This window comes from Pseudomonas sp. LBUM1647, from assembly GCF_059716175.1.
In genome coordinates, this window is the sequence record NZ_CP166809.1 from 4864481 (window position 1) to 4889092 (window position 24612).

Sequence of the window (24612 nt, forward strand, 5' to 3'; positions counted from 1 at the left end):
CCAAGATCTCCCGGCAGGCTTAGTTCATCTCTCCTTCAACCCGATCCCGTCCTGCCAGTTTCGCCGCATATACCCCCGAATCCGCCCGCAGCAGCAGCGCATCCGCGCCCTCCCCGACTCGCCAACTGGCAATCCCGAAACTGGCGGTCACTGTCCCGACGCCTTCGATCGGCGAACTGCGCAACCCTTGCCATAGCTGCAAGGCCAGGACATGGGCATGCTCGCCGTTGATATCCGGGCACAGCACCATGAACTCTTCGCCACCCAGGCGACAGAACACGTCGGTGCGCCGCAACCGATGGCCGATACGTTCGCACACGATCTGCAACACCCGATCGCCGACCGCGTGGCCATGCTGGTCATTGATGCGTTTGAAGTGGTCGATATCGAGCATGATCACCGACAGTTCGCCGCCACCGCGTTCGACCCGGGCCATTTCCGTAGTCAGGCGTTCCTGGAAATAGCGGCGGTTGTGGATCCCGGTCAGAGAGTCGGTGATCGATAGCGCCCGCAGTTCTTCTTCCACCCGTTTCAAGTCGGAGATGTCCGAGATGTAGCCGTGCCAGAGCACGCCGCCGCCGGGCAGTTCCTCCGGCGTCGCCTCGCCACGAACCCAACGCAGGCCGCGCAGGGGCAGCTGCACGCGGTACTCCTCGCGCCAAGGGCTGAGGGTGTCCGCCGACGCCCGGATCGAAGCGCGGACCCGGGTGGTGTCCTGCGGATGAATCCGCGTGAAAATCGCTTCGGCGTTGAACAACAGCACATCCGGTTCAAGTTCGTAGATCTCGCGAATACCGTCGCTGGCGTAGATCACGCTGAAGCGCCCATCGAACTCCATCTTGAATTGGTAAATCCCGCCGGGCACATGGGCGCTGAGTTTCTTCAACAACAGGTCCCGTGCCGCCAGGGCCTCGTGAACCCGCTTGCGCTCAGTGATGTCGATACAGATCGCCAGGTGCCCGACCCACAAGCCTTGCTCGTCGAGGACCGGGGTCGCCAGCATGTTCACCGTCAAATGGCTGCCATCGCTACGCAGCAGCGTCCATTCCCGCGCTTCGTGACCGCCCTCCTCGCCGCCCTCGACCAACATCGCCTGGCAGGTCGGAATCGGTTTGCCATAACGCGCGCTCAACTCCGCCGAACGTGCCAGGAGTTCTCGAGGCAGGTGCAGGTTTTCCAGGGTCATGTGGCCCACCACTTCGGCGCTGGTGTAGCCAAGCATTTGCTCGGCACCGGCATTAAAGGTTTGGATAACCCCGCGCAGATCAGTGGCGATGATTGCCACTTGGGTCGCGGCATTCAGCACGCCGCGCAACTGGCCATGGGTGCCGCGCAACTCCTGCTCGCGGGCGTGTAGTTCCTGGGTCCGTTGCTCGACCATTTTCAGCGCCCGTTGACGCTGACTGACCAGCACATAGAGCAAGGCACTGAGCAACAGACTGAGCAAGCCGCCCAGCACCACCAGAGTGGTCACCGAAGAGTGGTTGGCTCGCAGGAAGGCATCGCTGGGCTGAATGTCGACTTGATAGTCATGGTCGGCAAGCCGTAGCAGCCGGGTCGCGGCCAACTCACTGGGGGCCGGCGTGTTGGGGGACTCATAAAGCACTTCGTGCTGATCGTCTGTGGATAAGTCGAGTATGCGCACCGAAAGGTAGTCACGGCCGGCCTCCGGCAGCCCGTCTGCGAGCAACTGGCGCATGCTGATCACGGCCATGACATAACCGTACGGTTTCACCCCCGTAGCCGGACTATTGCGCAGCAGCACCGGTGCGACCAGCAGCACGCCGCGCGCATAGGCCGGTTCGATACTGACCAGATGCATCGGCTGCGATACCGCCATGCCGCCGTGCTGATCCGCCCGTTCAAGGGTGGAACGGCGCAAGGGTTGAGCCCACAAGTCGTAGCCCAGCGGCGAACCCAGTTTGCTTTGGGTCTGGCTATACAGCACCGCCACGTACTCATCCCGTTCGGCCGCCAGTTGCAGTTGGCCGTCGGCATTGAGTTCGCGCAGGGTGAAGTCGGGTAAACCCTCTGCACGCATCTGGCGTTCAAATACCGCGCGTTCGGCACCGGTTACCCGCTTGGCAAAGGAGTACGCCTGAGTCCGGTGCAGCAGCGGTTGGGTGTAACCGTCGAACTCCGCGCGGGAGACCGAATCGGAATTGGCAAAGAACCGGCGCAGGCCATCGAGGCGCTGCTCCTGATCTTCGAAGCGTTCTTCGATACGGCTGTAACGTTCACTGGCCAGCAGTTGGAAACGTTGCCGCAATTGATGGTGGAACAGATTCAGCGTCGACCACGCCAGCAATCCCGTGAGAATCCCGCCGACAGCCAATACCAGCAGCGCGATCAGCCAGGCCGAGACATCTTCACTGATAAAACCCAGGATCTTCGGGCGCACGGCGTGCAACGACATAGACGCAACTCAAAACGCCAGGTGCGGGAAAGCCCATTGGCCATGCGTTGAGTTATAGCTATTAGCCATCAATTTGACCAGCACAGAAAGAAGCCAAGAGCCTTTAAAAATCAAGGCTCTGTGGATCCAATCCCTTCAAGTGTCAACGAGCCGTGATTTTCCAGGCACGGTGGATCTTGCCATTACGGGCGAAATCCGGATCGATGGTCTGGGCAGTGATTTCTTCTACGGCGTAACGCTCGGTGAGGTTCTCCTCGAGCTGGAACTTGCGGAAGTTGTTGGAGAAATACAACACGCCGCCCGGGGCCAGACGCGCCATGGCCAGGTCGATCAATTGCACCTGGTCACGCTGCACGTCGAAGATCCCTTCCATGCGCTTGGAGTTGGAGAACGTCGGCGGATCGATGAAGATCAGGTCGTATTCATCACGGCAGGCATCGAGCCAGGCCATCACGTCGCCCTGCTCCAGACGGTTCTTCTCGGAGAAACCGTTCAGCGACAGGTTGCGACGCGCCCAGTCCAGATAGGTTTTCGACAGGTCGACGCTAGTGGTGCTGCGCGCGCCGCCCTTGGCTGCGTGAACACTGGCGGTTGCGGTGTAGCTATACAGGTTGAGGAAGCGCTTGCCGGCTGCCTCTTTCTGAATCCGCATGCGCATTGGCCGGTGATCGAGGAACAGCCCGGTGTCGAGGTAGTCGGTGAGGTTCACCAGCAGCTTCACGCCGCCTTCGTTGACCTCGACGAACTTGCCCTGTGCCGCTTGGCGTTCGTACTGCTTGGTGCCGCTCTGACGTTCGCGACGCTTGACCACCACGCGGCTCTTGTCGATGTTCAGGGCCTGCGGAATGGCGGCCAGGGCATCGAACATGCGCGCCGAGGCTTTTTCCGGATCGATGGATTTTGGCGCGGCGTATTCCTGGACGTGGACCCAATCCTGATACAGGTCGATGGCCATGGAATATTCCGGCATGTCGGCATCGTAGACGCGGTAGCAGTCGATGCCTTCACGCTTGACCCACTTGCCGAGGGCCTTGAGGTTCTTTTGCAGACGGTTGGCGAACATCTGCCCGCCTTCGCTCAAGCGCGGCTGCTCGATCACCACCGGTGCCGGTTTGATCGGGTTGCCGTTCTTGTTGTACTTCTCGTACTTGCCGGGTGCTACGTCGTTGTCTGCGACTTCGACTTCGGCTTGAACTTGTTCACGCTCGACCTGACGCTGTTCCGGAGTGCGACGTTCGCCGGTGACGAACTGGTCCGGCGTGACTTTGATCAGCAGCAACTTGCACGGCAACGCGCCGTTCCAGAACGAATATTGTTTGTGGCTGCGGATGCCCATGCGCTTGCCCAGGTCCGGGGCGCCGGTGAACACCGCGGCTTCCCAGTTCAAGCAAGCCTGACGCAGACGTTCGCCGAGGTTCTGGTAGAGATAGAGCAAGCTCGCTTCGTCACCCAGACGCTCGCCGTACGGTGGGTTGCAGATCACCAGGCCTTTCTGGTTCTGGTCCGGACGTGGCTCAAACGTCCCGACTTCGCCCTGGTAGATCTTGATCCACTCGCTCAGGCCGGCACGTTCAACGTTGTTGCGGCCCGGTTGAATCAGACGCGGATCGGCTTCGTAACCGCGAATCCACAGCGGTGGCTTGGCCAGACCGGCAGCGGCGCGTTCGGTAGCTTCTTCGTGAAGCTTTTTCCATAGCGCCGGGACGTGACCGAGCCAGGCGGTGAAGCCCCACTGCTCACGACGCAGGTTCGGCGCCATGTCGGCGGCGATCATCGCGGCTTCGACGAGGAACGTACCGACACCACACATCGGGTCAGCCAGCGCGCCGCCATCGGCCGCAATGCGTGGCCAGCCGGAACGGATCAGGATCGCGGCCGCGAGGTTTTCCTTCAGCGGCGCCGCGCCTTGCTGCAAGCGATAACCGCGCTGATGCAAGCTGTGGCCGGAGAGGTCGAGGGACAGGATCGCTTCGCCGCGGTCCAGGCGCAGGTGAATGCGCAGGTCCGGGTTGAGCTTGTCGATGGACGGACGGTCGCCCTGCGGCGTGCGCAATTTGTCGACGATGGCGTCCTTGACTTTCAACGCGCCGAAGTGGGTGTTGTCGATGCCCGAACCGTGACCACTGAACTCGACGGCCAGGGTGCCGTCGTTGAGCATGTGGTCTTGCCACTCGATATCCAGCACGCCGTGATAAAGGTCTTCGGCGTCCTTCATCGGGAAACGCTTGAGCACCAGCAGCACCCGGTTCGCCAGACGCGACCACAGGCACAGGCGATAAGCGGTTTCCATGGTGGCCATGCCGCGCACAGCCGAGGTGTGCTCACGCGCTTCTTCAAGGCCAAGCCCAACGGCTTCCTCGATGAGCAGGCCTTCAAGGCCTTTTGGGCAAGTGAGGAAGAGTTCGAAACGATCGGACATGGTAATTCCAGAGCCTTTAGCTAAGTGAACCGGCAACGCATTGCCGGCCCGGTTTTCAATCAGGCGCTTTTCTAAAAGAGCGCCCGCGTGGCACGAAGGTGTGCCGTCCCACCCCTGCAAGCTCGGGTTAAAAGAGCTTAGATGCAAAGACAGATAAAAAAGTTGATGCAACAAAATGTCATAAGTCGACCCTTCGTCGAATAGTCCCCTTGCTCAACAGGAGGCATTCTCACTAAAGGATTAACCCCATCATGCAGCGCGGGGCTGATCATACCGGGGTTTTGCCAATAAACACGGGACAACATCGTGTTACTTATCGCCATACCATCTTTATCGTTACGTCCTTATGACAAAACGATCATTCCCTCGATGTGACGCATTGGTTAGAACTCAATACAGGTTGACGCCGCAATGACGTCAACACCTTGGCTCGCGACGCCGGCAGCGAGCCCCAACGGCAGGAGTTTTTCTGCCAGACCTCAATTGAGGTCGACGCGATAAATACAGTCAACAAGTGAGGGCAACACCCTATGAGAAGACTTAAGCGTGATCCGTTGGAAAGAGCATTTTTGCGCGGATATCAATATGGCGTTGGTGGCAAATCCCGTGAGCTTTGCCCATTTACTCTACCGTCGGTACGCCAAGCCTGGATTAACGGCTGGCGAGAAGGACGCGGCGACAACTGGGACGGTATGACCGGCACTGCGGGAATCCATAGACTCAACGAACTTCACGCCGTCGGCTAACACAGGGCACACACTCCGACACGACAATCTGATTACGTAACGACTTACCACGCACGCCCCATCCGGGCGGCGGGCTTCGGCCCAGGGGCTCCTTCGAGGAGCCCTTTTTTATGCCTGCTCTAAACTTAGCGATGGACCCCTGTGGTGAGGGGGCTTGACTGTGGCGAGGGGATTTATCCCCGTTCGGCGGCGAAGCCGTCGTAATCCATTGGACGCGGTGTGGCTGGAAAAACAGGGGCCGCTTCGCAGCCCAACGGGGATAAATCCCCTCGCCACAGATAACTCACCTCACCACAGAAGCACTTGCCGCAGGGATTAGCGCAAGGCGGCGATGGCGTCTACGGATTCACGAATCAGCGCCGGGCCTTTATAGATGAAGCCGGAATAGAGCTGCACCAGGCTGGCACCCGCAGCGATTTTCTCAGCCGCGTGCTTGCCTTCGGTGATGCCGCCCACGGCGATGATCGGCAAGCGACCGGCCAACTCGGCCGCCAGCACCTTCACGGTGTGGGTGCTCTTGTCACGAACCGGTGCGCCGGACAGACCGCCCGCCTCGTCCCCGTGCTCCATGCCTTCTACGCCGACGCGGCTCAAGGTGGTGTTGGTGGCGATCACCGCGTCCATCCCGGTTTCGATCAGCGCTTGCGCGACCTGAGCGGTTTCTTCGTCGGTCATGTCCGGCGCAATCTTGATCGCCAGAGGTACATGTTTGCCGTGGCGCAGCGCCAGTTCTGCGCGGCGCGTCGCCAGGTCGGCCAACAATTGCTTCAGCGAATCGCCGAATTGCAGGCTGCGCAGGCCAGGGGTGTTCGGCGAACTGACGTTGACCGTCACGTAGCTGGCGTGGGCGTAGACCTTGTCCAGACAGATCAGGTAGTCGTCGACCGCCCGCTCAACCGGGGTATCGAAGTTTTTGCCGATATTGATGCCCAGCACGCCCTTGAACTTGGCCGCCGCCACTCGAGCCAGCAGGTGATCGACGCCGAGGTTGTTGAACCCCATGCGGTTGATGATCGCCTCGGCTTCCGGCAGACGGAAAATGCGTGGCTTCGGGTTGCCCGGCTGCGGACGCGGGGTGATGGTGCCGATTTCGACGAAACCAAAACCCAGTTGGGCAAAACCGTCGATGGCCGCGCCGTTCTTGTCCAGACCGGCTGCCAGACCTACCGGGTTCGGGAAGTCCAGGCCCATGACGGTCACCGGCATTTTCGCCGGTGCCTTGCACAGCAAGCCGTTGAGGCCCAAACGCCCGCCCGCGCCGATCAGGTCCAGGGACAGATCGTGGGAGGTTTCCGGGGAAAGTTTGAACAACAGCTGACGGGCCAGGGTGTACATGGGCGGGTTTGACTCTGGGCTACGAAAAGTGGCGGCGATTATAGCCGGGCATCGGGGTTGCAGGCGAGGCGCGCGACAAAATCAGCGAACGATGGCATATGCCTTGCACCGTCACTGACATCAGCACTCATGCCAACGGCGGGATGAGTCGAAAGACAAAGGCGTCGTCACTTGGCCTTGCCCTGGCAAGCAGCCCGGTACGGCGCTTTTTTTTTGGAAGGTGTTTAGCCATGAATGAAACCACAGCGGGCCCTCTGGCCTGGGTAAACGGCAGCGATGCCCCCGAAAAGACCGAAATCAACCTCGGCTTCATGGCCCTGAGTGACTGCGCCTCCATGGTGGTCGCGGCCACGCAGGGCTTTGCCCAACCTTATGGCCTGACCCTGAACCTCAAGCGCCAGTCGTCCTGGGCCAACCTGCGGGACAAACTGGTCAGTGGCGAACTCGATGCCGCCCACAGCCTGTACGGTTTGATCTACGCCGTGCATTTGGGCATCGGTGGTGTCGCGTCGACCGAGATGGCGGTGCTCATGGGCCTGAATCAGAATGGCCAGAGCATCAACCTCTCCCATGGCTTGCAGGCTCTGGGCGTGATCAGTCCTGAAGCGCTGGACCGGCACGTGCACCAAAGTCGCCCAAAACTCACCTTCGCCCAGACATTTCCTACGGGCACCCACGCCATGTGGCTGTATTACTGGCTCGCGAGTCAGGGTATTCATCCGTTGCAGGACGTCGACAGCGTGGTCGTGCCGCCGCCGCAAATGGTCGCGCACCTGCAAGCCGGGCGCATCGACGGCTTCTGCGTCGGCGAGCCATGGTCCGCCAGCGCGGTGCAGCAAAACTTGGGGTTCACGATGGCCACAACCCAGACCATCTGGCCCGATCATCCGGAAAAAGTCCTCGGTTGCACCCGCGCCTTTGTCGAGCAATACCCCAACACCGCACGGGCGCTGGTGATGGCGATCCTCGAAGCCAGCCGCTTCATCGAACAAAGCACAGAAAATCGCCGCAGCACCGCGAAGCTCTTGAGCGCGCCCGAATACCTCGACGCACCGCTCGACTGCATCGAACCGCGATTGCTCGGTGACTACGCCGATGGCCTGGGTAATCGCTGGCAAGACCCGCACGCCCTGCGTTTCCATGGTGGTGGTGAAGTCAACTTGCCGTATCTGTCCGATGGCATGTGGTTCATGACCCAGTTCCGCCGCTGGGGTTTGTTGCGCGACGACCCGGATTACCTGGGCGTGGCCCGCCAGGTCCAGCAACTAGACTTGTATCGAGAGGCCGCCACCGCCGTCGGTGTGGCCGCGAGTGATCAGCAAATGCGCAGCAGCCAGTTGATCGACGGAAAGGTCTGGGATGGCCTGGACCCCGCCGGCTATGCCCGCAGTTTCAGGTTGCACGCGATGAGCGACAGCTCGCCCCTTCTCGCCAGCCGCTGACAGGAGGCTACGAATATGTTGCGTATCCTGCTGATCAACGACACCGCGAAGAAAGTCGGTCGCCTGAAGGCGGCCCTGACCGAGGCCGGGTTCGAGGTGATTGACGAGTCGGGCCTGACCATCGACCTGCCCGCGCGCGTCGAAACGGTGCGTCCGGACGTGATTTTGATCGATACCGAGTCACCGAGCCGCGATGTGATGGAGCAAGTGGTGCTCGTGAGCCGCGACCAACCGCGGCCGATTGTGATGTTTACCGATGAACATGACCCCGATGTGATGCGTCAGGCGATCAAGTCCGGGGTCAGTGCCTACATCGTCGAAGGCATCCACGCACAGCGCTTGCAGCCGATTCTCGACGTCGCCATGGCACGTTTTGAAAGTGACCAGGCCCTGCGTGCCCAACTCAACGCCCGCGACCAGCAACTGGCCGAGCGCAAGCGCATCGAGCTGGCCAAAGGGTTGTTGATGAAAATGAAGGACTGCAACGAGGAAGAGGCCTACACCCTGATGCGCCGCCAGGCGATGAGCCGGCAGCAGAAGCTGATTCAAGTGGCGGAGCAGATCATCGCCATGAGCGAGTTGTTGGGTTGAAGAGCAAAAGATCGCAGCCTTCGGCAGCTCCTACATGGGATGCGTACACCCTGTAGGAGCTGCCGAAGGCTGCGATCTTTTTGCCTTAACAAAAATTCCGGATGTGGCACAGATCTCGCTAGGTAATCACTACAGGTAACCAACGGCGGTTGCCCCACCTACGACAAAGACGTCGCTCACCTCATTTGCCCTTTGGCGAATCCGGTGGCGGCGTTTTTTTGTTTTGGCCCCACAGACCGGGGCCGGTGGTGCGGCCGATGCGGCGCCCCACCTGCAAGCTCAAGACTCCTTCTCGAGACTCCTAACAGCTGAGGTGCGCGATGAATTCAAGCTTCTGGAAATCTGGCCATACCCCGACATTGTTCGCGGCCTTCCTCTATTTCGACCTGAGTTTCATGGTCTGGTACCTGCTTGGCCCACTGGCAGTGCAAATAGCCGCAGACCTGCACCTGACCACCCAGCAGCGTGGACTGGTGGTGGCCACACCGATTCTGGCCGGGGCGGTATTGCGCTTTGTAATGGGCTTGCTGGCTGATCGCCTGTCGCCGAAAACCGCCGGGCTGATTGGCCAGGTGATCGTCATCTGCGCCCTGTTCGGTGCCTGGAAACTCGGCATCCACAGTTATGAACAAGCGCTGGTGCTGGGCCTGTTCCTTGGCATGGCTGGCGCGTCCTTCGCCGTCGCCCTGCCGCTGGCGTCGCAATGGTATCCACCACAACACCAAGGCAAAGCCATGGGCATCGCCGGTGCCGGTAACTCGGGCACTGTGCTCGCTGCACTGATCGCCCCGGTGCTGGCCGCGGCTTTTGGCTGGAGCAACGTGTTCGGCTTCGCCCTGATCCCGCTGATTCTGACCATCATCGTCTTCGCCTGGTTGGCCAAAAACGCGCCTGAGCGGCCAAAAGCCAAGTCCGTGTCCGACTACTTCAAGGCCTTGGGCGACCGCGACAGCTGGTGGTTCATGTTTTTCTACAGCGTGACCTTCGGCGGCTTCATCGGCCTGGCCAGCGCCCTGCCCGGCTATTTCAACGACCAATATGGCCTCAGCCCGGTGACCGCCGGTTACTACACCGCAGCCTGTGTGTTCGGTGGCAGCTTGATGCGTCCATTGGGCGGCGCGCTGGCCGACCGTTTCGGTGGCATTCGCACCCTCTTGGGGATGTACACGGTGGCGGCGGTCTGCATCGCAGCGGTGGGTTTCAATCTGCCGAGCTCCTACGCGGCACTGGCACTTTTCGTCTGCACCATGCTCGGTTTGGGTGCCGGTAACGGCGCTGTTTTCCAATTGGTGCCGCAGCGTTTTCGTCGGGAGATCGGTGTGATGACCGGTTTGATCGGCATGGCCGGCGGTATCGGTGGGTTTGCACTGGCTGCGGGCATGGGCGCGATCAAGCAAAGCACCGGCAGTTATCAACTGGCCTTGTGGTTGTTCGCCAGCCTTGGCGTTCTGGCCTGGTTCGGTCTGCACGGCGTGAAACGTCGCTGGAGAACAACCTGGGGTTCGGCAGCCGTGACTGCTGCTCGGGTCTGAAGCCTCAATGAGCCTGCAACTGAGTTTTGCCGAAGCGAGCGCCATCGGCCCTCGCGAGGAGAATCAGGACGCCCTGCGCCTGGTGACTCCAGCCCCGGCGCTGGCGGCGAGCAAGGGTTACCTGTTCGCCATCGCCGATGGCGTCAGCCAGTGCGCCGATGGTGGCCTCGCCGCCCGCTCGACGTTGCAGGCCCTGGCGCTGGATTACTACGCCACGCCGGAAACCTGGGGCGTCGCGCAGGCACTGGATCGTCTGCTGCTGGCACAAAATCGCTGGTTGCAGGCCAATGGCGGTGGGCAACCGTTGCTCACCACCGTCAGTGCTTTGGTCATGCGCGGTAGGCGTTTTACCTTGGCCCATGTCGGCGATTGCCGGGTTTATCGCTGGCACGCCGACAACTTGCAACGGGTCAGCGAGGATCACGTCTGGGACCAACCGGGCATGCAGCATGTGCTCAAGCGAGCGTTGGGGCTCGATCAGCATTTGGTGCTGGATTTTCTCGATGGCGAACTGCGGTTGAACGAAAGTTTCGTACTGCTCAGCGACGGCATTTGGGCCGTGCTGGGCGACACCGCGATTGCGGCAATTCTGCGCGATCAACCGGATTTGAACAGCGCTGCGCAGACCTTGGTCAGTGCGGCGCATCTGGCCGGCAGCCAGGACAACGCCAGCGCCTTGCTGGTGCGGGTCGATGCCCTCGGTGAAACGAGCATCGGTGATGCGTTGGTTCATTTGCAGCAATGGCCACTGCCGCCAGCCTTGAAAGCAGGTCAGGCTTTCGAAGGCTGGCAGGTCGAAGGGATACTCGGCCAGAGCCAGCAGTCGCTGCTCTATCGGGTGCGCGATGGCCAACAACAACCCTGGCTGCTGAAAACCTTGCCGGGCGCGCTGCGTGACGATCACCTCGCAGGGCAGGCGTTGCTGTCGGAAGAATGGTTTCTCAAGCGCGTGGCCGGGCGGCATTTCCCTGAAGTCCATGCCGCCAGTCAGCGTCAGCATTTGTACTACGTGATGCGGGAATATTCCGGATCCACCTTGGCGGAGTTGCACGCCGATGTCGGACCGCTGCCTCTGCCCCAATGGCAGGATCTGGCCGAACTCCTGCTGCGCGCCGTTGGCATGCTGCATCGACGGCAGATTCTCCATCGCGACATCAAACCGGAGAACCTGCTGCTGGGGGACGACGGCGAGTTGCGCCTGCTGGATTTCGGCCTCGCCTACTGCCAGGGCCTGTCCGAAGACCAGCCTTCTGCCCTGCCCGGAACGCCCAGCTATATCGCGCCGGAAGCCTTTCGCGGGGAAGCACCGACACCGCAACAGGACTTGTATGCCGTCGGCGTGACCTTGTATTTCCTGCTCACTGGGCATTATCCCTACGGCGAAATCGAAGCCTTCCAGCGCCCACGGTTCGGGGTTCCTGTCAGCGCCAGTCGCTATCGACCCGACCTGCCGGAATGGATTGCGCAAAGTCTGGAGCGTGCCGTGGCGGCGGATCCGGATCAACGCTTTGAAACGGCGGAAGAATGGTTGTTGCTGCTGGAGCAAGGTGAGCGACGCAGTTTGAGCGTGCGACCCAGACCGCTGCTGGAGCGCGAACCATTGAAGGTCTGGCGGACCTTGGCGCTGGTGTCGTTGCTGGTGAACCTGGTGCTGCTGATTTTGGTGTTTCATGGCTAAAAGATCGCAGCCTGCGGCAGCTCCTACATGGGATCGCGTACACCCGTAGGAGCTGCCGCAGGCTGCGATCTTTTGACTTTCTGCTTCAAAACCGGGCGTCACGCCTTGAACCGGTGCACTAAAACACCCTCCCCCTCTAAGGAACGCCCGTAAATTCGGCCTTTTGGACAGTTGGCACAACCACTGCATTACCTCTCTCACCATACATAAAGCCCAGCCTTCAACGACGAAGGATGCGCTGCCCGAGAGAACGGGACCAGGACAAAGGCGTCCTCGCTAGGCAACTAGCGGGACGCCTTTTTTTGTTTGCGCAAAATTTGTCGAGCAAGACCTGAAAGCCCTGATGAGGCGAGTCTGAGCTCCCCGGAGAACCTGATGAAAAAACTAAAACTGGTGATGATCGGCAACGGCATGGCCGGGGTTCGTACCCTGGAAGAACTGCTCAAGCTGAGCAATGAGCTGTACGACATCACGGTCTTCGGCGCCGAACCTCATACCAACTACAACCGCATCCTGCTGTCACCCGTACTGGCCGGCGAACAGACTTTCGAAGAGATCGTGCTGAACGATCTGGACTGGTACCTGGAAAACAACATCAAGCTGCTGCTCAACCGCAAAGTGGTGGAGATCGACCGGGTGAAACGCCGGGTCATCGCCGAAGACGGCAGCGAGGCCGAATACGATCGTCTGCTGATCGCCACCGGCTCGACGCCGTTCATCCTGCCGATCCCCGGCAACACCTTGCACGGTGTGATCGGCTACCGCGACATCGCCGATACCCAGGCAATGATCGAAACCGCGAAAACCCACAAGCACGCCGTTGTGATCGGTGGCGGCCTGCTCGGCCTGGAAGCCGCCAACGGTCTGATGCTGCGCGGCATGCACGTCACCGTGGTGCACATCGGTGAATGGCTGCTGGAACGGCAACTGGACAAAACCAGCGGCCAGTTGCTGCAAACTGCCCTGGAAGCCCGCGGCCTGCACTTTCGTCTTTGCGAGCAAACCCAGGCCCTGCACGATGCCGGCAATGGCCGGGTCGGCTCGGTTGAGTTCAAGAATGGCGACATCATCCCCGCCGACCTGGTGGTGATGGCCGCCGGTATTCGGCCCAACACCGAACTCGCGGAAAAATCCGGCATCCCCTGCAACCGCGGGATTCTGGTCAACGACACCCTGCAAACCTACGACCCACGCATCTACGCCATCGGCGAATGCGCCAGCCACCGCGGCATCGCTTACGGCCTGGTGGCGCCGCTGTTCGAACAGGCCAAGGTCTGCGCCAACCACCTCGCCCAACTGGGCTTCGCCACCTACAAGGGCTCGGTGACGTCGACCAAATTGAAAGTCACCGGCATCGACCTGTTCTCCGCTGGCGACTTTATGGGTGGCGAAGGCACCGAAACCATCACCCTCTCCGACCCGATCGGCGGGGTCTACAAAAAACTGGTGATCAAGGATGACGTGCTGGTCGGGGCCTGTCTGTACGGCGATACGGCAGACGGTGGCTGGTATTTCCGGCAAATCCGTGAGAACCACGCCATCGACGAGATCCGCGATCATTTAATGTTTGGTGAAAACTCCATTGGCGACGTAGGACATCAAGGCCAGGACAAAGCCATGAGCATGGCCGACACCGCCGAAGTCTGCGGCTGCAACGGCGTGTGCAAAGGCACCATCGTCAAGGCGATTCAGGAACACGGGCTGTTCAGCGTCGACGACGTCAAGAAACACACCAAGGCTGCCAGCTCCTGCGGCTCCTGCGCAGGTTTGGTGGAACAGATTCTGATCAACACCGTGGGCGGCGCGGCGGACGTTAAACCGAAAAGCGAAAAAGCCATCTGCGGTTGCAGCGACTTGAATCACGGGCAAATCCGCCAGGCCATCCGCGAGCAGCATTTGCTGACCATCGCCGGCACCCTGAGTTACCTGAACTGGCGCACCCCGAACGGCTGCGCCACGTGCCGCCCGGCGCTCAACTACTACCTGATTTCCACCTGGCCGGGCGAAGCCAAGGACGACCCGCAATCGCGCCTGATCAACGAACGGGCCCACGCCAACATTCAGAAAGACGGCACTTACTCTGTCGTCCCACGGATGTGGGGCGGTGTGACCAATCCTTCGGAACTGCGGCGCATTGCCGACGTGGCCGACAAATACAACGTGCCAATGGTCAAGGTCACCGGTGGCCAGCGTATAGATTTGCTGGGGATCAAGAAGCAGGACCTGCCGGGCGTCTGGAAGGACCTCGACATGCCGTCCGGCCACGCCTACGGCAAATCCATCCGCACCGTGAAGACTTGCGTTGGCAGTGAGTTCTGCCGCTTCGGCACCCAGAACTCCACGCAACTGGGCATCGAGCTTGAACACGACCTGTTCAACATGTGGTCGCCGCACAAAGTGAAACTGGCCGTCTCCGGTTGCCCACGCAACTGTTCGGAAGCGGGCATCAAGGACGTCGGAATTATCGGCGTAGATTCGGGCTGGGAGATGTACATCGGCGGCAACGGCGGGATCAAAACCGAAGTCGCGGAATTCTTCGTCAAGCTCAAGACCGCCGAAGAAGTGCGTGAATACAACGGCGCGTTCCTGCAGCTCTATCGCGAAGAAGCTTTCTACCTCGAACGCACCGTGCACTACCTCCAACGGGTCGGTATGGAGCACATCAAAAAAGCGGTGCTGGAAGACCCGGAGCGGCGCAAGGCGCTCAACGATCGCCTGCAATTCTCCTTGTCGTTCGAACAGGACCCGTGGAAGGAACGCCTGGAACAACCGCTGCTGAAGAAAGAATTCGACGTCATCACGGTGAAGAATCTGGAGGTGCCGGCATGAACTGGCTGGATATCTGCGCACTGGAAGAAATCAATGCCCTGGGCTCGCGGATCATCGCCGGCCCGAAAGGCGACATCGCGATTTTTCGTACCAGCGACGATGAAGTTTTCGCACTCGATGACCGCTGCCCGCACAAGGGCGGGCCACTGTCCCAAGGTTTGATCTACGGCAAACGAGTGGCCTGCCCGCTGCACAACTGGCAGATCGACCTTGAGACCGGTGAAGCCCAGGCCCCGGACATCGGTTGCGCTCACCACCATTCAGCACGGGTCGAGAATGGCCGGGTGTTGCTGGCCCTGCGGGAAGCAAGCTGATGAACCAGATCACCGCTTCCACCTGCTGCTATTGCGGGGTCGGCTGCGGCGTGCTGATCGAGCATGACGGCGAGCGCATTCTCGGCGTCAGCGGCGATCCGGCCCACCCGGCCAACTTCGGCAAACTGTGCAGCAAAGGCTCTACCTTGCACCTCACCGGCGACCTCGCAGCCAGGGCGTTGTATCCCGAACTGCGCCTGGGCAAAGGCCTGGCCCGCAGCCGCACCGACTGGGACACCGCCCTCGATCATGCCGCCAGCGTTTTTGCCGAGACCCTCTTCGAACACGGCCCGGACAGCGTGGCGTTCTACATCTCCGGGCAATTGCTGACCGAGGATTACTACGCCTTCAACAAACTGGCGCGAGCGCTGGTGGGCACCAACAACATCGACAGCAATTCGCGCCTGTGCATGTCTTCGGCAGTGGTCGGTTACAAGCGCAGCCTGGGCGCCGACGCACCGCCGTGCAGCTACGAAGACCTGGAATTGAGCGACTGCGTGATGATCGTCGGCAGCAACATGGCCTACGCCCACCCGATACTTTTCCGTCGCCTGGAGGAAGCGAAATCCCGCCGGCCGCAGATAAAAGTCATCGTCATCGACCCGCGTCGTACCGACACCTGCGATTTGGCTGACCTGCACCTGGCGATTCTGCCAGGTACCGATGTCGCCTTGTTCCATGGGATTTTGCACCTGCTGCTGTGGGAAGACTGGGTCGACCGCGACTTCATCAAGGCCCACACCGAAGGCTTGGCCGAACTGAAAAACCTGGTGCGCGATTACACGCCGCAGATGGTTTCGCAGCTCTGTGGGATCAGCGTCGAGCAACTGCAGCAATGCGCCGAATGGGTTGGCACTTCACCGAGCTTCCTGTCGCTTTGGTGCATGGGCTTGAACCAGTCCACCGCCGGCAGCGCGAAAAACAGCGCACTGATCAACCTGCACCTGGCCACCGGGCAAATCGGCCGCCCCGGCGCAGGACCTTTCTCCCTGACCGGTCAGCCGAATGCCATGGGTGGCCGCGAAACAGGCAGCTTGTCGAACCTGCTGCCCGGCCATCGCGAGGCTGCCAATGCCGAACATCGCGCGGAAGTGGCGGACTATTGGGGCGTTGAACAACTCCCCGAAAACACCGGGCTTACCGCCATTGAACTGTTCGAGCAGGTGCGCAGCGGCAAGATCAAGGCGCTGTGGATCGCTTGCACCAACCCCGCGCAATCAATGCCGGATCAAACCGCCGTACGCGCGGCACTGCAAGCCTGCCCGTTCGTGGTGTTGCAGGAAGCGTTCCGGACCACCGAAACCGCCGCGTTTGCCGACCTGTTGCTGCCCGCCGCCAGTTGGGGCGAAAAGGACGGCACGGTGACCAACTCCGAACGGCGCATTTCCCACGTTCGTCGAGCCGTCGTCGCACCCGGCGAAGCCCGCTCTGACTGGGCGATCACCGTGGATTTCGCACAGCGCCTGGAAAAGCATCTGCGTCCCGGGCAAACCAGCCTGTTTGCCTTTGAAAACCCGGCGCAGGTCTTCGACGAGTACAAGCAATTGACCCGCGGGCGTGATCTGGACTTGTCCGGCATCAGTCATGCACTGATCGACCGCCTCGGCCCGCAGCAATGGCCCTTCCCCACTGGCGCCCGCGAAGGCACAGCCCGGCTGTACCTGGACGGAATTTTCCCGACGGCCAGTGGACGTGCACAATTCGTGGCCGACCCATACCGCGCCGCCAAGGAACAACGCGACGCGCGCTTCCCGCTGACCCTGATCACTGGCCGCCTGCGGGATCAATGGCACGGCATGAGCCGCACCGGCACCGCCGCACAGCTTTTCGGCCACGTCAGCGAAGCCGTGTTGAGTTTGCACCCGGATGAATTGCGTCGGCATCGGCTGCAATCGGGCGATCTGGTCAGCCTGAAAAGTCGCCGTGGCGCAGTGATTGTCGCCGTCGGCAGTGACGACAGCGTGCGACCCGGTCAGGCCTTTCTACCGATGCATTGGGGTGATCGCTTCCTCAAGGGCGGCGTCAATGCGCTCACCCAACCGGCTTTCGACCCTTTGTCGAAACAACCCGAACTCAAACACAGCGGCGTGTGCCTCGAACCTGTAAATCTCCTATGGCAGCTATTCGCCCTGATCGAGGGCGATGTTCAACAGCATTTTGAGACGCTACGACCACTCTGTGAGGCGTTTTCCTACGTCAGCCTCAGCTTGGCCGGCCGCGAACGCCCCGCGCTGCTGATACGCGCTGCCAGCGCCGTCGCGCCCGATCCGCAATTGCTGCGTGATATCGATCGATGCCTGGGACTCAACGATGGCCCGGTTTTGGCCTACGACGACCCACGGCGCTCCATCGGTAAACGGGTGCGGATCGAGAACGGCCGGATCACTGCAATTCGCCTGGCCGGTGAAACCCTTGCCCAACACTGGCTGCAAAGCCTGTGGCTGGAAGGTCGCGCTGACGAACAGCTGCGGCGCTGGCTGCTGGCACCGCTGAGCGCACCGCCGGGCAACACCAGTACGCCGGCCATCGGTAACAAAACCCTGTGCAACTGCAAAAACGTCAGCCAAAGCGCGGTCTGCGCCGGCATTAGCCGCGGTCTGGACCTGCAGGGTTTGAAACAAGAATTGGGCTGCGGCACGCAATGCGGCTCCTGCGTCCCGGAAATCAAGCGTTTGCTGGCCGCCACTGCGCAGCCGGTCGCCGTCAACTCGTGAGGAAAAACACTATGAGCGCAAAAGTCTGGCTGGTGGGTGCGGGTCCTGGCGATCCGGAATTGTTGACCCTCAAGGCCGTGCGGGCGTTGAGCGAAGCAGATGTGGTGCTGATCGATGACCTGGTCAACGACGCGGTGCTGGAGCATTGCCCGAAGGCGCGGATCATTCCCGTGGGCAAGCGCGGCGGCTGTCGCTCCACTCCTCAGGCATTCATTCATCGCCTGATGCTGCGTTATTCCCGCCACGGTAAATGCGTGGTGCGGCTCAAGGGTGGCGACCCGTGCATTTTTGGCCGGGGCGGCGAAGAGGCGCAGTGGCTGCGTGAACATGGGGTCGAAGTGGAACTGGTCAACGGCATCACTGCCGGGCTTGCCGGCGCAACGCAATGCGATATTCCGTTGACCCTGCGGGGCGTTGCGCGCGGCGTGACGCTGGTCACCGCCCACACTCAGGATGGCAGCAGTCTGAACTGGCAAGCCCTGGCCCAAGGTGGCACGACGCTGGTGGTGTATATGGGTGTCGCAAAACTGAGCGAGATTCGTGAGCAACTGCTGGCTGGCAGAATGGCGGCGGATACACCGGTGGCGATGATTGAAAATGCTTCCCTGCCACACCAACGGGAATGTCGGAGCGATCTGACGGCGATGGAAGAAGACGCCTGCAGCTTCGAGCTCAAAAGCCCGGCGATCCTGGTGATCGGTGCGGTCGCGGCCTGCAAAGAAAGTCAAAAGATCGCAGCCTTCGGCAGCTCCTACACAGCTTCTGCGTTCAACCTGTAGGAGCTGCCGCAGGCTGCGATCTTTTAAAAGCGACGCAAACCCCAATCTGAAACCCAAATCGCAGACAAAGAAAAGCCCGGCCTAAGCCGGGCTTTTCAGAGCTGCGCGCTAATTACTTAGCGTTAGCTTCAACCTGCGCTTCTACGCGACGGTTTACAGCGCGACCAGCTTCAGTTTTGTTGTCAGCAACTGGGCGGGATTCGCCGTAGCCAACAGACTGAACGCGGGACGATTCAACACCGTACTGGTTGGTCAGAACTTGCTTAACGGCGTTTGCACGACGCTCGGACAGTTTCTGGTTGTAAGCGTCAGGACCGACGGAGTCAGTGTGACCTTCAACAGTAGTGCTGGTGGATGGGTACTGCTTCATGAAGTCAGCGAGGTTTTTGATGTCGCCGTAGCTGTTAGGCTTGACTACCGACTTGTCGAAGTCGAATTTCACGTCCAGCTCAACACGAACAACTTCAGCAACTGCTGGGCAGCCGTCAGCGTCAACAGTTACGTTGGCTGGGGTGTCCGGGCACTTGTCAACGTTGTCGCAAACGCCATCGTTGTCGCTGTCGGAGCAGACTTCAGCTGGTGCTGGAACTGGAGCAGCAGCAGGCTTGGAGCCGCCACCGAAGTTCACACCGATACCGACGCTTGGAGCCCACTCGGTGTCGCCCTGGTCGATGTTGTATTGAGCTTCAACGCCAGCACGGGCATAGAAGTTCTCGGTGAAGTACAGCTTGGCACCGCCGCCAACGTTGGCGAAGGTGGAACGGTTACGACCGCTGGAGCCGTTCTGACCGATGCTTTGATCGGAGAAGCCAGCCGATACGTACGGACGCAGCATGTCGCCCGGGTTGTTGAAGTGGTACAGAGCGTCCAGAGCGGTGTTAGCGCCCTTGATGTTACGACCGTCGTCGGAACGCACGTTGTGCACTTCGTCGTAGCCCAGACGCAGTTCAACGTCGTCGGTCAGGAAGTAACCAACCGAACCACCGAAGAGGTTGCCGTTGTTCTTGAAGTTACGAGCGCTGTCGAATTGTTCTTTCTTGGCGAAGCCTTCGATTTCAACTGCGCCTTGGCCTTGTGCCAGAGCGCCGAACGAAGTGGCGGCAATCAAAGAACCAATGGCCAAGCCCAAGGTGTTTTTCAGTTTCATCCGTTAAATCCCCATCTGGTGATTGTGAAGCAGTCCCGCAAACCGGGGGACAACTCGGCGGCAAGTCTATCAGAACTTGCCTACACGTAAGAGATATTTGCGCCGAACTAAGTTTCAGCAATGCCTGCAAATTTCTCACGCAATTTATCTAGAGCACGTTTGTAACGCATTTTTGTCGCACTCAAACCCATGTGCATGATATCCGCGATCTCTTGAAATTCCAGCTCTGCGACAAATCGTAGCACCAGAATTTCACGGTCAATCGGGTTCACATACACTAACCAGCGATCGAGTCCACCCTTGTCCTCGGGTTTCGGCGCCTTTTCTTCAGACGCTTCCTCGAGGGGGTCCAGACTCAAAGCATCCATCAAGCGACGCTTTCGCCGTTCTTTCCGATACTGCGTGATGCATTCGTTGTACGTGATGCTATATAGCCATGTCTTGAACTTCGATTTGCCCTCGAAGTTCTTCAGACCATACAACACCTTCAACATCACTTCCTGACAGACATCGTCTGCGTCACGATCGTTCCCAAGATATCGAGCACAGACGTTAAATAATGTTCGCTGGTAACGCCGCATCAGTTCTTCATAGGCGCGCGTTACGTGAAACAGCTCGGTATGCGAGCGCGCGACCAACTCCTCATCAGAGAGCTCGCGGGGGTCGTAGCGCGTGGACAGCGATTGAGCTTTATTCAAAACAAGTCGGGCCGACAGTCAGGTCAATGTCCGCCGCAACCCTTTTCAGGGCATTTTTGCGGCGGCATACATTAGCAGGGTTTGCCGGGTTAGCGGCTACTCACATGCTGCTCCAGGAGGATCCGATTGGAGAGAGAGACTAGCTCACCCTCATCGGTCAGCAATGTGGTTTTAACCGTGCCGATCTCTTCGATCTGACCTTCGACCTCGCCAACACGCACTTGTTGCCCAACCTGATACAACTCACGCACATAGATTCCCGCAAGAATCTGACCGGCAATTTCCCGGCTTCCCAACCCCATGGCCAGCGCAACTGCCAGACCAACGGTAATCAATACGATCACAATCACGTGGTTGAGCAGGTCAGTCTTGACCTCCAACTGGCTGATTGCGACCGAAATACTGATGATAATCACCAGGCCCTGGGCAATTCGCCCCAGGCCCGCAGCGTAATCCAGCCCTACGCCCTCTGCCGCACCCCGCACCAGCCCATTGGCCAATTGCGCGAGCAAAACACCCACCAGCAGCACCAGCGCGGCGCCAAATACTTTCGGCAAATACAGCGCAAGCATGTCAAGCGTAGCCGAAACTCGCTCAAGTCCAAGGGATTCTGCGGCAGAAACCAGAAAAATCAGCAGAACGAACCAATAGACAATCTTGCCAATCAAGGTCGAGATCGGCACTTGAAGGCCGGCCCGGGACAGCAATTTTGTCAGACCGGTGCCGCCCATCAGGCGATCGAGTCCCAGCTTGGCGAGCAACTTGGACAACAAAGTGTCCAAAAGTTTCGCAACGACGAAACCCAACAGCAGCACAACCAGTGCGCCGAACAGGTTCGGGATGAAATTTGCAACCTTGGTCCATAACGCAGTCATTGCAGTGACGAGGCTCTGAGTCCAGAGATCAAGTTCCATATTCAATCAGCCTTATCAGCAGTGCGAACGGTAGGTTTACGGTGGCGGGAAACCGGAGCGACATGGGCCGATCCGTTATTCAGGGCGATCATCAGCGCGGGCAGCCAGCGGCCCAGCAGGCTGAACAGATCACCGGCGCCGACCTGGCGGTTGGCGGTTTTCAGTACACGCCCAAGGCACGCATCGTCGTCCCGGGTGGACGGTGATGCCTTGAGCATGTCACGCAAAGACTGTTCAAACGGATCGTGCATACGCACCTCTCGTGATGTCTGTGAAAGACGCGGTCAAATTTGCTCGGGTCACATGGATCACCCTCATACCCAGCGCAAACGTCGGAATAACCACCACTGCCCCAGCGCCACCGAGACCATCATCAGGCAAGCGATCAGGAAGCCATAGGGGCTTGCAGAGAACGGAATCCCGCCGACATTGATGCCCAGAAGACCCGCCAGAAAACTCATCGGCAAAAAGATCCCGGTGATGATCCCGAAGCGGTACATCGTGCGGTTCATTCGCACGCTCAAACGTCTATCTTCGGCCTCGAGGACCAACCCCACCCGCTCCCGGGTCAATTCCAGCTCCTCGAGATACCGGGTCAGGCTGTTGTTCAATTCGTTCCAGTAATCACCGTCGTCTTCGACGAACCAAGGCAGTTTTATCCGAGTCAGCTGACCGAAAATTTCCCGCTGCGGCGCAAGAAAACGTTTCAGCGCAGCGGCCCTTCGACGGATCTGCAAAACGGCGCCGTGCTCGGGTGTATACCGTTCGTCGGCATCCAGCTTTTCTTCTTCCTCATCGACCACTTCCGAGAGGCAACTCACCAGATCCTGCACCTTGTTGGTGAGGTATTGCGCCATATAAAGGATGAGTTCTGACGCCGTTTTCGGTCCTTTGCCTTCGGCGAGCTGCACCAGCAACTCATCGGTGGCGCGCAACGGACGCAAACGCAGAGAAATAACCCGCTGGGCCGACGCGAAAATCCGCACCGAGACCATGTCTTCCGGCTCGGCGCCCGGGTTCAGGTTGACCCCACGCAAAAATAGCAGCAGTTCGCTGTCGGAAAGCTGTAAGAGACGCGGTCGGGTGTTTTCTTCAAGTAACAGATCACAGCTGAATTCGCTCAGACCGCTGGATTTTCGCAACCAGGTCTGGGTTTGCGGGTGACTGCGATCCCAGTGCAGCCACAGGCTTTCATGGGCCTGCAACTGCAAGTCATCGAGTTCAGTCCGGGCTATCGAACGCGCACCGCCTTTACCGTCCAGCACCAGGGCATGCACCAGCCCCCACTGCGCGTTTTCTTCCTCGAACATCCTCATCCCTATGTTGGTCTTGCGCTTTATTCAGGCATCTTCAGCGGGCTTGGCGAGATGATCACGCCATTATTGTCCGCATAGATGTATTCGCCCGGACGGAACGTCACCCCGGCAAACGTCACTGAAACGTTAAGGTCGCCGAGCCCGCGACGGTCGGACTTCCTCGGGTGGCTAGCGAGGGCCTGCACGCCCAGATCGGTCTGCGCGATGATATCGACGTCGCGGATGCAACCGTAGATCACCAGCCCTTCCCAACCGTTTTTCGCGGCTTTCTCGGCCAGCATGTCACCCAGCAACGCGTGACGCAGGGAACCGCCACCGTCGACCACCAGTACCTTGCCATTACCCTTGAGTTCGACCTGCTCCTTGACCCGCGAGTTGTCTTCGAAGCACTTGATGGTGACGATTTCGCCGCCGAAAGAATCACGGCCGCCGAAATTGCTGAACATCGGTTCCAGCACCTGCACCAACTCCGGATAGGCGTCGCACAGATCGGGCGTAAGGTAATGGTTCATCGAGAAACTCCTGTAAAGAGGAAGACAATCGAGGATGTCGCAAAGTGACCGGAACAGCTCAATGCGTCATATCTTAGCCGCATGCCGATCAGAGCGAAATGCCCTTGTTAGAGCATCAGGCTCAGATTGCCGCGGCTAAATCCGGCTTTTCTCCCAGCAAAGGCGTTTGCTGATCGGCCAGCCACCGCGCCACGAACGGCCAGACTTCGGCTTGAGCAGCTTTGCTGACGAGCATTTCCACGTGACCAAAATTATCGCCAAAACCCTGCTCGCGGCCAAGGTTGATGAATTGCTTGTGTTCGGAGCCCACTTGATCAAACAGCTTGCGGCACGCCCATGCCGGATCCTGATGATCGCCCGCGGCACTCACGGCCAGCACTGGCAATTGAACCTCGGCCAATCCCGCCCACCAATCCTTGTCCGCATCGCCGAAGCGCCCGAACAGGCCATACCAGCGCATGCTTTCCAGGGCCAGGCCAATCGGCTCGTCCTCCGGGCCACGCTTGAGCCGTGAACCGGATAGCTGGGCGAAACGCTTGAGGATGAAGCGCCCGCTCCATTCCACCGGAGGAATCTTCAACGGCCAGTAGGTACGGCTTACCTGCGTACCGAAGAACGCCGCAGACGCGACGACAGGCTCGCCGATGTATTCCCCACCCAGCGCCGCCGCCAGCGTGATGCCGCCCAGCGAGTGACCGATCCAGTGCGGGACTTGCCCGCTCTGCTCGCGCACAAAGGCGCCAATGGCCGGCAGATCATAACGGGCGTAGTCGGCAACGCGGTTCTTGCGGTAGTTCTGATTGCGCTGGGACAGGCCGTGGCCGCGCATTTCGGGAATCCATACATCGAACCCCAGACGCGTCAGGTAGGCGCCCAGCCCAAGCCCTTTCGGCGAGAACCAGAACCGGCGATTGGAAAAGCTGCCGTGCAACAGAATCACCGGAACGCCACGCACGGACGGTTCATCGGCCATGCCAAGACGCGTCACAGCCAGTTCGACGGTGCCGTCAGGGCTGTTGCCGGGTTTCAGACGATAGACATCTTCGCTCAGATCACCGCGCCGCTCGGCGCTGATCAGGGCGACAGGAAATAGGTTGCTGCTGCTTTGCATAATGCTCTTGCACAAAAAAGGGCGGCATCCAGAGGAGCCCGCCCTACTTGAATCTCTAAAAAGGCCGGCCCGTGTAGGAGCGAGCCTGCTCGCGAAAGCGGTATATCAGCCGACACCGC

The 24612-nt window shown here is 59.8% G+C and carries 19 protein-coding genes; 9 read left to right on the top strand and 10 right to left on the bottom strand.

Annotated features, from left to right (window positions below; all coding sequences use genetic code 11):
* Positions 1-19 precede the first annotated feature (19 nt).
* Positions 20-2416 (bottom strand): sensor domain-containing diguanylate cyclase, encoded by a 2397-nt coding sequence (locus ACA059_RS22335; protein WP_497631037.1) that lies wholly within the window; start codon positions 2414-2416, stop codon positions 20-22.
* A gap of 142 nt (positions 2417-2558) precedes the next feature.
* Entirely contained in the window at positions 2559-4835 is a 2277-nt protein-coding gene (rlmKL, locus tag ACA059_RS22340; protein ID WP_497631038.1) for a bifunctional 23S rRNA (guanine(2069)-N(7))-methyltransferase RlmK/23S rRNA (guanine(2445)-N(2))-methyltransferase RlmL, read from the bottom strand.
* A 530-nt stretch (positions 4836-5365) separates the two neighbouring features.
* Here rlmKL and rmf point away from each other — a divergent pair.
* The gene (gene rmf / locus ACA059_RS22345; RefSeq protein WP_003223300.1) at positions 5366-5581 is read left to right on the top strand and encodes a ribosome modulation factor; all 216 of its coding nucleotides are present in this window, start codon (positions 5366-5368) and stop codon (positions 5579-5581) included.
* 315 nt (positions 5582-5896) lie between these two features.
* On the opposite strand, the gene ACA059_RS22350 is transcribed toward rmf, so the two are convergent.
* A complete protein-coding gene (locus ACA059_RS22350; RefSeq protein WP_134421785.1) occupies positions 5897-6916 on the bottom strand; it encodes a quinone-dependent dihydroorotate dehydrogenase in 1020 nt (339 codons plus the stop codon).
* A 230-nt stretch (positions 6917-7146) separates the two neighbouring features.
* On the opposite strand from ACA059_RS22350, the gene ACA059_RS22355 reads away from it, so the two are divergent.
* The 8 genes from ACA059_RS22355 to cobA all read left to right on the top strand — a co-directional run bounded on the left by ACA059_RS22355 (position 7147) and on the right by cobA (position 18795).
* On the top strand, positions 7147-8358 hold the full coding sequence (locus ACA059_RS22355) for a CmpA/NrtA family ABC transporter substrate-binding protein (RefSeq protein WP_497631039.1): 1212 nt from the start codon (positions 7147-7149) through the stop codon (positions 8356-8358).
* A gap of 15 nt (positions 8359-8373) precedes the next feature.
* A complete protein-coding gene (locus ACA059_RS22360) occupies positions 8374-8949 on the top strand; it encodes an ANTAR domain-containing response regulator (RefSeq protein ID WP_008146285.1) in 576 nt (191 codons plus the stop codon).
* Positions 8950-9269: 320 nt separating this feature from the next.
* Complete coding sequence (locus tag ACA059_RS22365) at positions 9270-10481, top strand: nitrate/nitrite transporter (RefSeq protein WP_046047894.1); 1212 nt, start codon at positions 9270-9272, stop codon at positions 10479-10481.
* Between the two features lie 7 nt (positions 10482-10488).
* Positions 10489-12159 carry a bifunctional protein-serine/threonine kinase/phosphatase gene (locus ACA059_RS22370; RefSeq protein WP_497631040.1) on the top strand — a complete coding sequence of 557 codons (1671 nt, stop codon included), beginning with the start codon at positions 10489-10491 and terminating at the stop codon, positions 12157-12159.
* Between the two features lie 375 nt (positions 12160-12534).
* Positions 12535-14988 (top strand): nitrite reductase large subunit NirB, encoded by a 2454-nt coding sequence (gene nirB, locus ACA059_RS22375; RefSeq protein WP_497631041.1) that lies wholly within the window; start codon positions 12535-12537, stop codon positions 14986-14988.
* The gene (gene nirD / locus ACA059_RS22380; RefSeq protein ID WP_008146292.1) at positions 14985-15302 is read left to right on the top strand and encodes a nitrite reductase small subunit NirD; all 318 of its coding nucleotides are present in this window, start codon (positions 14985-14987) and stop codon (positions 15300-15302) included. Before nirB ends, nirD begins: the two co-directional genes overlap by 4 nt.
* Positions 15302-18016, top strand: a complete 2715-nt coding sequence (locus ACA059_RS22385; protein ID WP_497631042.1) for a nitrate reductase — start codon at positions 15302-15304, stop codon at positions 18014-18016. Before nirD ends, ACA059_RS22385 begins: the two co-directional genes overlap by 1 nt.
* 11 nt (positions 18017-18027) lie before the next feature.
* Positions 18028-18795, top strand: coding sequence for a uroporphyrinogen-III C-methyltransferase (cobA, locus tag ACA059_RS22390; protein WP_497631043.1), 768 nt, complete (start codon positions 18028-18030; stop codon positions 18793-18795).
* A gap of 112 nt (positions 18796-18907) precedes the next feature.
* On the opposite strand, the gene ACA059_RS22395 is transcribed toward cobA, so the two are convergent.
* The 7 genes from ACA059_RS22395 to ACA059_RS22425 form a co-directional block, all read right to left on the bottom strand.
* Positions 18908-19942: an OmpA family protein gene (locus ACA059_RS22395; protein WP_497631044.1), complete on the bottom strand. Its 1035-nt coding sequence runs from the start codon at positions 19940-19942 to the stop codon at positions 18908-18910.
* A gap of 107 nt (positions 19943-20049) precedes the next feature.
* Positions 20050-20640, bottom strand: a complete 591-nt coding sequence (gene sigX / locus ACA059_RS22400; protein WP_008146300.1) for an RNA polymerase sigma factor SigX — start codon at positions 20638-20640, stop codon at positions 20050-20052.
* A gap of 89 nt (positions 20641-20729) precedes the next feature.
* On the bottom strand, positions 20730-21554 hold the full coding sequence (locus ACA059_RS22405) for a mechanosensitive ion channel family protein (protein ID WP_008027407.1): 825 nt from the start codon (positions 21552-21554) through the stop codon (positions 20730-20732).
* A 2-nt stretch (positions 21555-21556) separates the two neighbouring features.
* Complete coding sequence (locus ACA059_RS22410) at positions 21557-21805, bottom strand: hypothetical protein (RefSeq protein ID WP_008146303.1); 249 nt, start codon at positions 21803-21805, stop codon at positions 21557-21559.
* A gap of 63 nt (positions 21806-21868) precedes the next feature.
* Complete coding sequence (gene cmaX, locus ACA059_RS22415; RefSeq protein WP_497631045.1) at positions 21869-22864, bottom strand: divalent cation transporter CmaX; 996 nt, start codon at positions 22862-22864, stop codon at positions 21869-21871.
* 26 nt (positions 22865-22890) lie between these two features.
* A complete protein-coding gene (gene rraA / locus ACA059_RS22420) occupies positions 22891-23382 on the bottom strand; it encodes a ribonuclease E activity regulator RraA (RefSeq protein WP_497631046.1) in 492 nt (163 codons plus the stop codon).
* Between the two features lie 121 nt (positions 23383-23503).
* A complete protein-coding gene (locus tag ACA059_RS22425) occupies positions 23504-24493 on the bottom strand; it encodes an alpha/beta fold hydrolase (protein ID WP_497631047.1) in 990 nt (329 codons plus the stop codon).
* Positions 24494-24612: the final 119 nt, after the last annotated feature.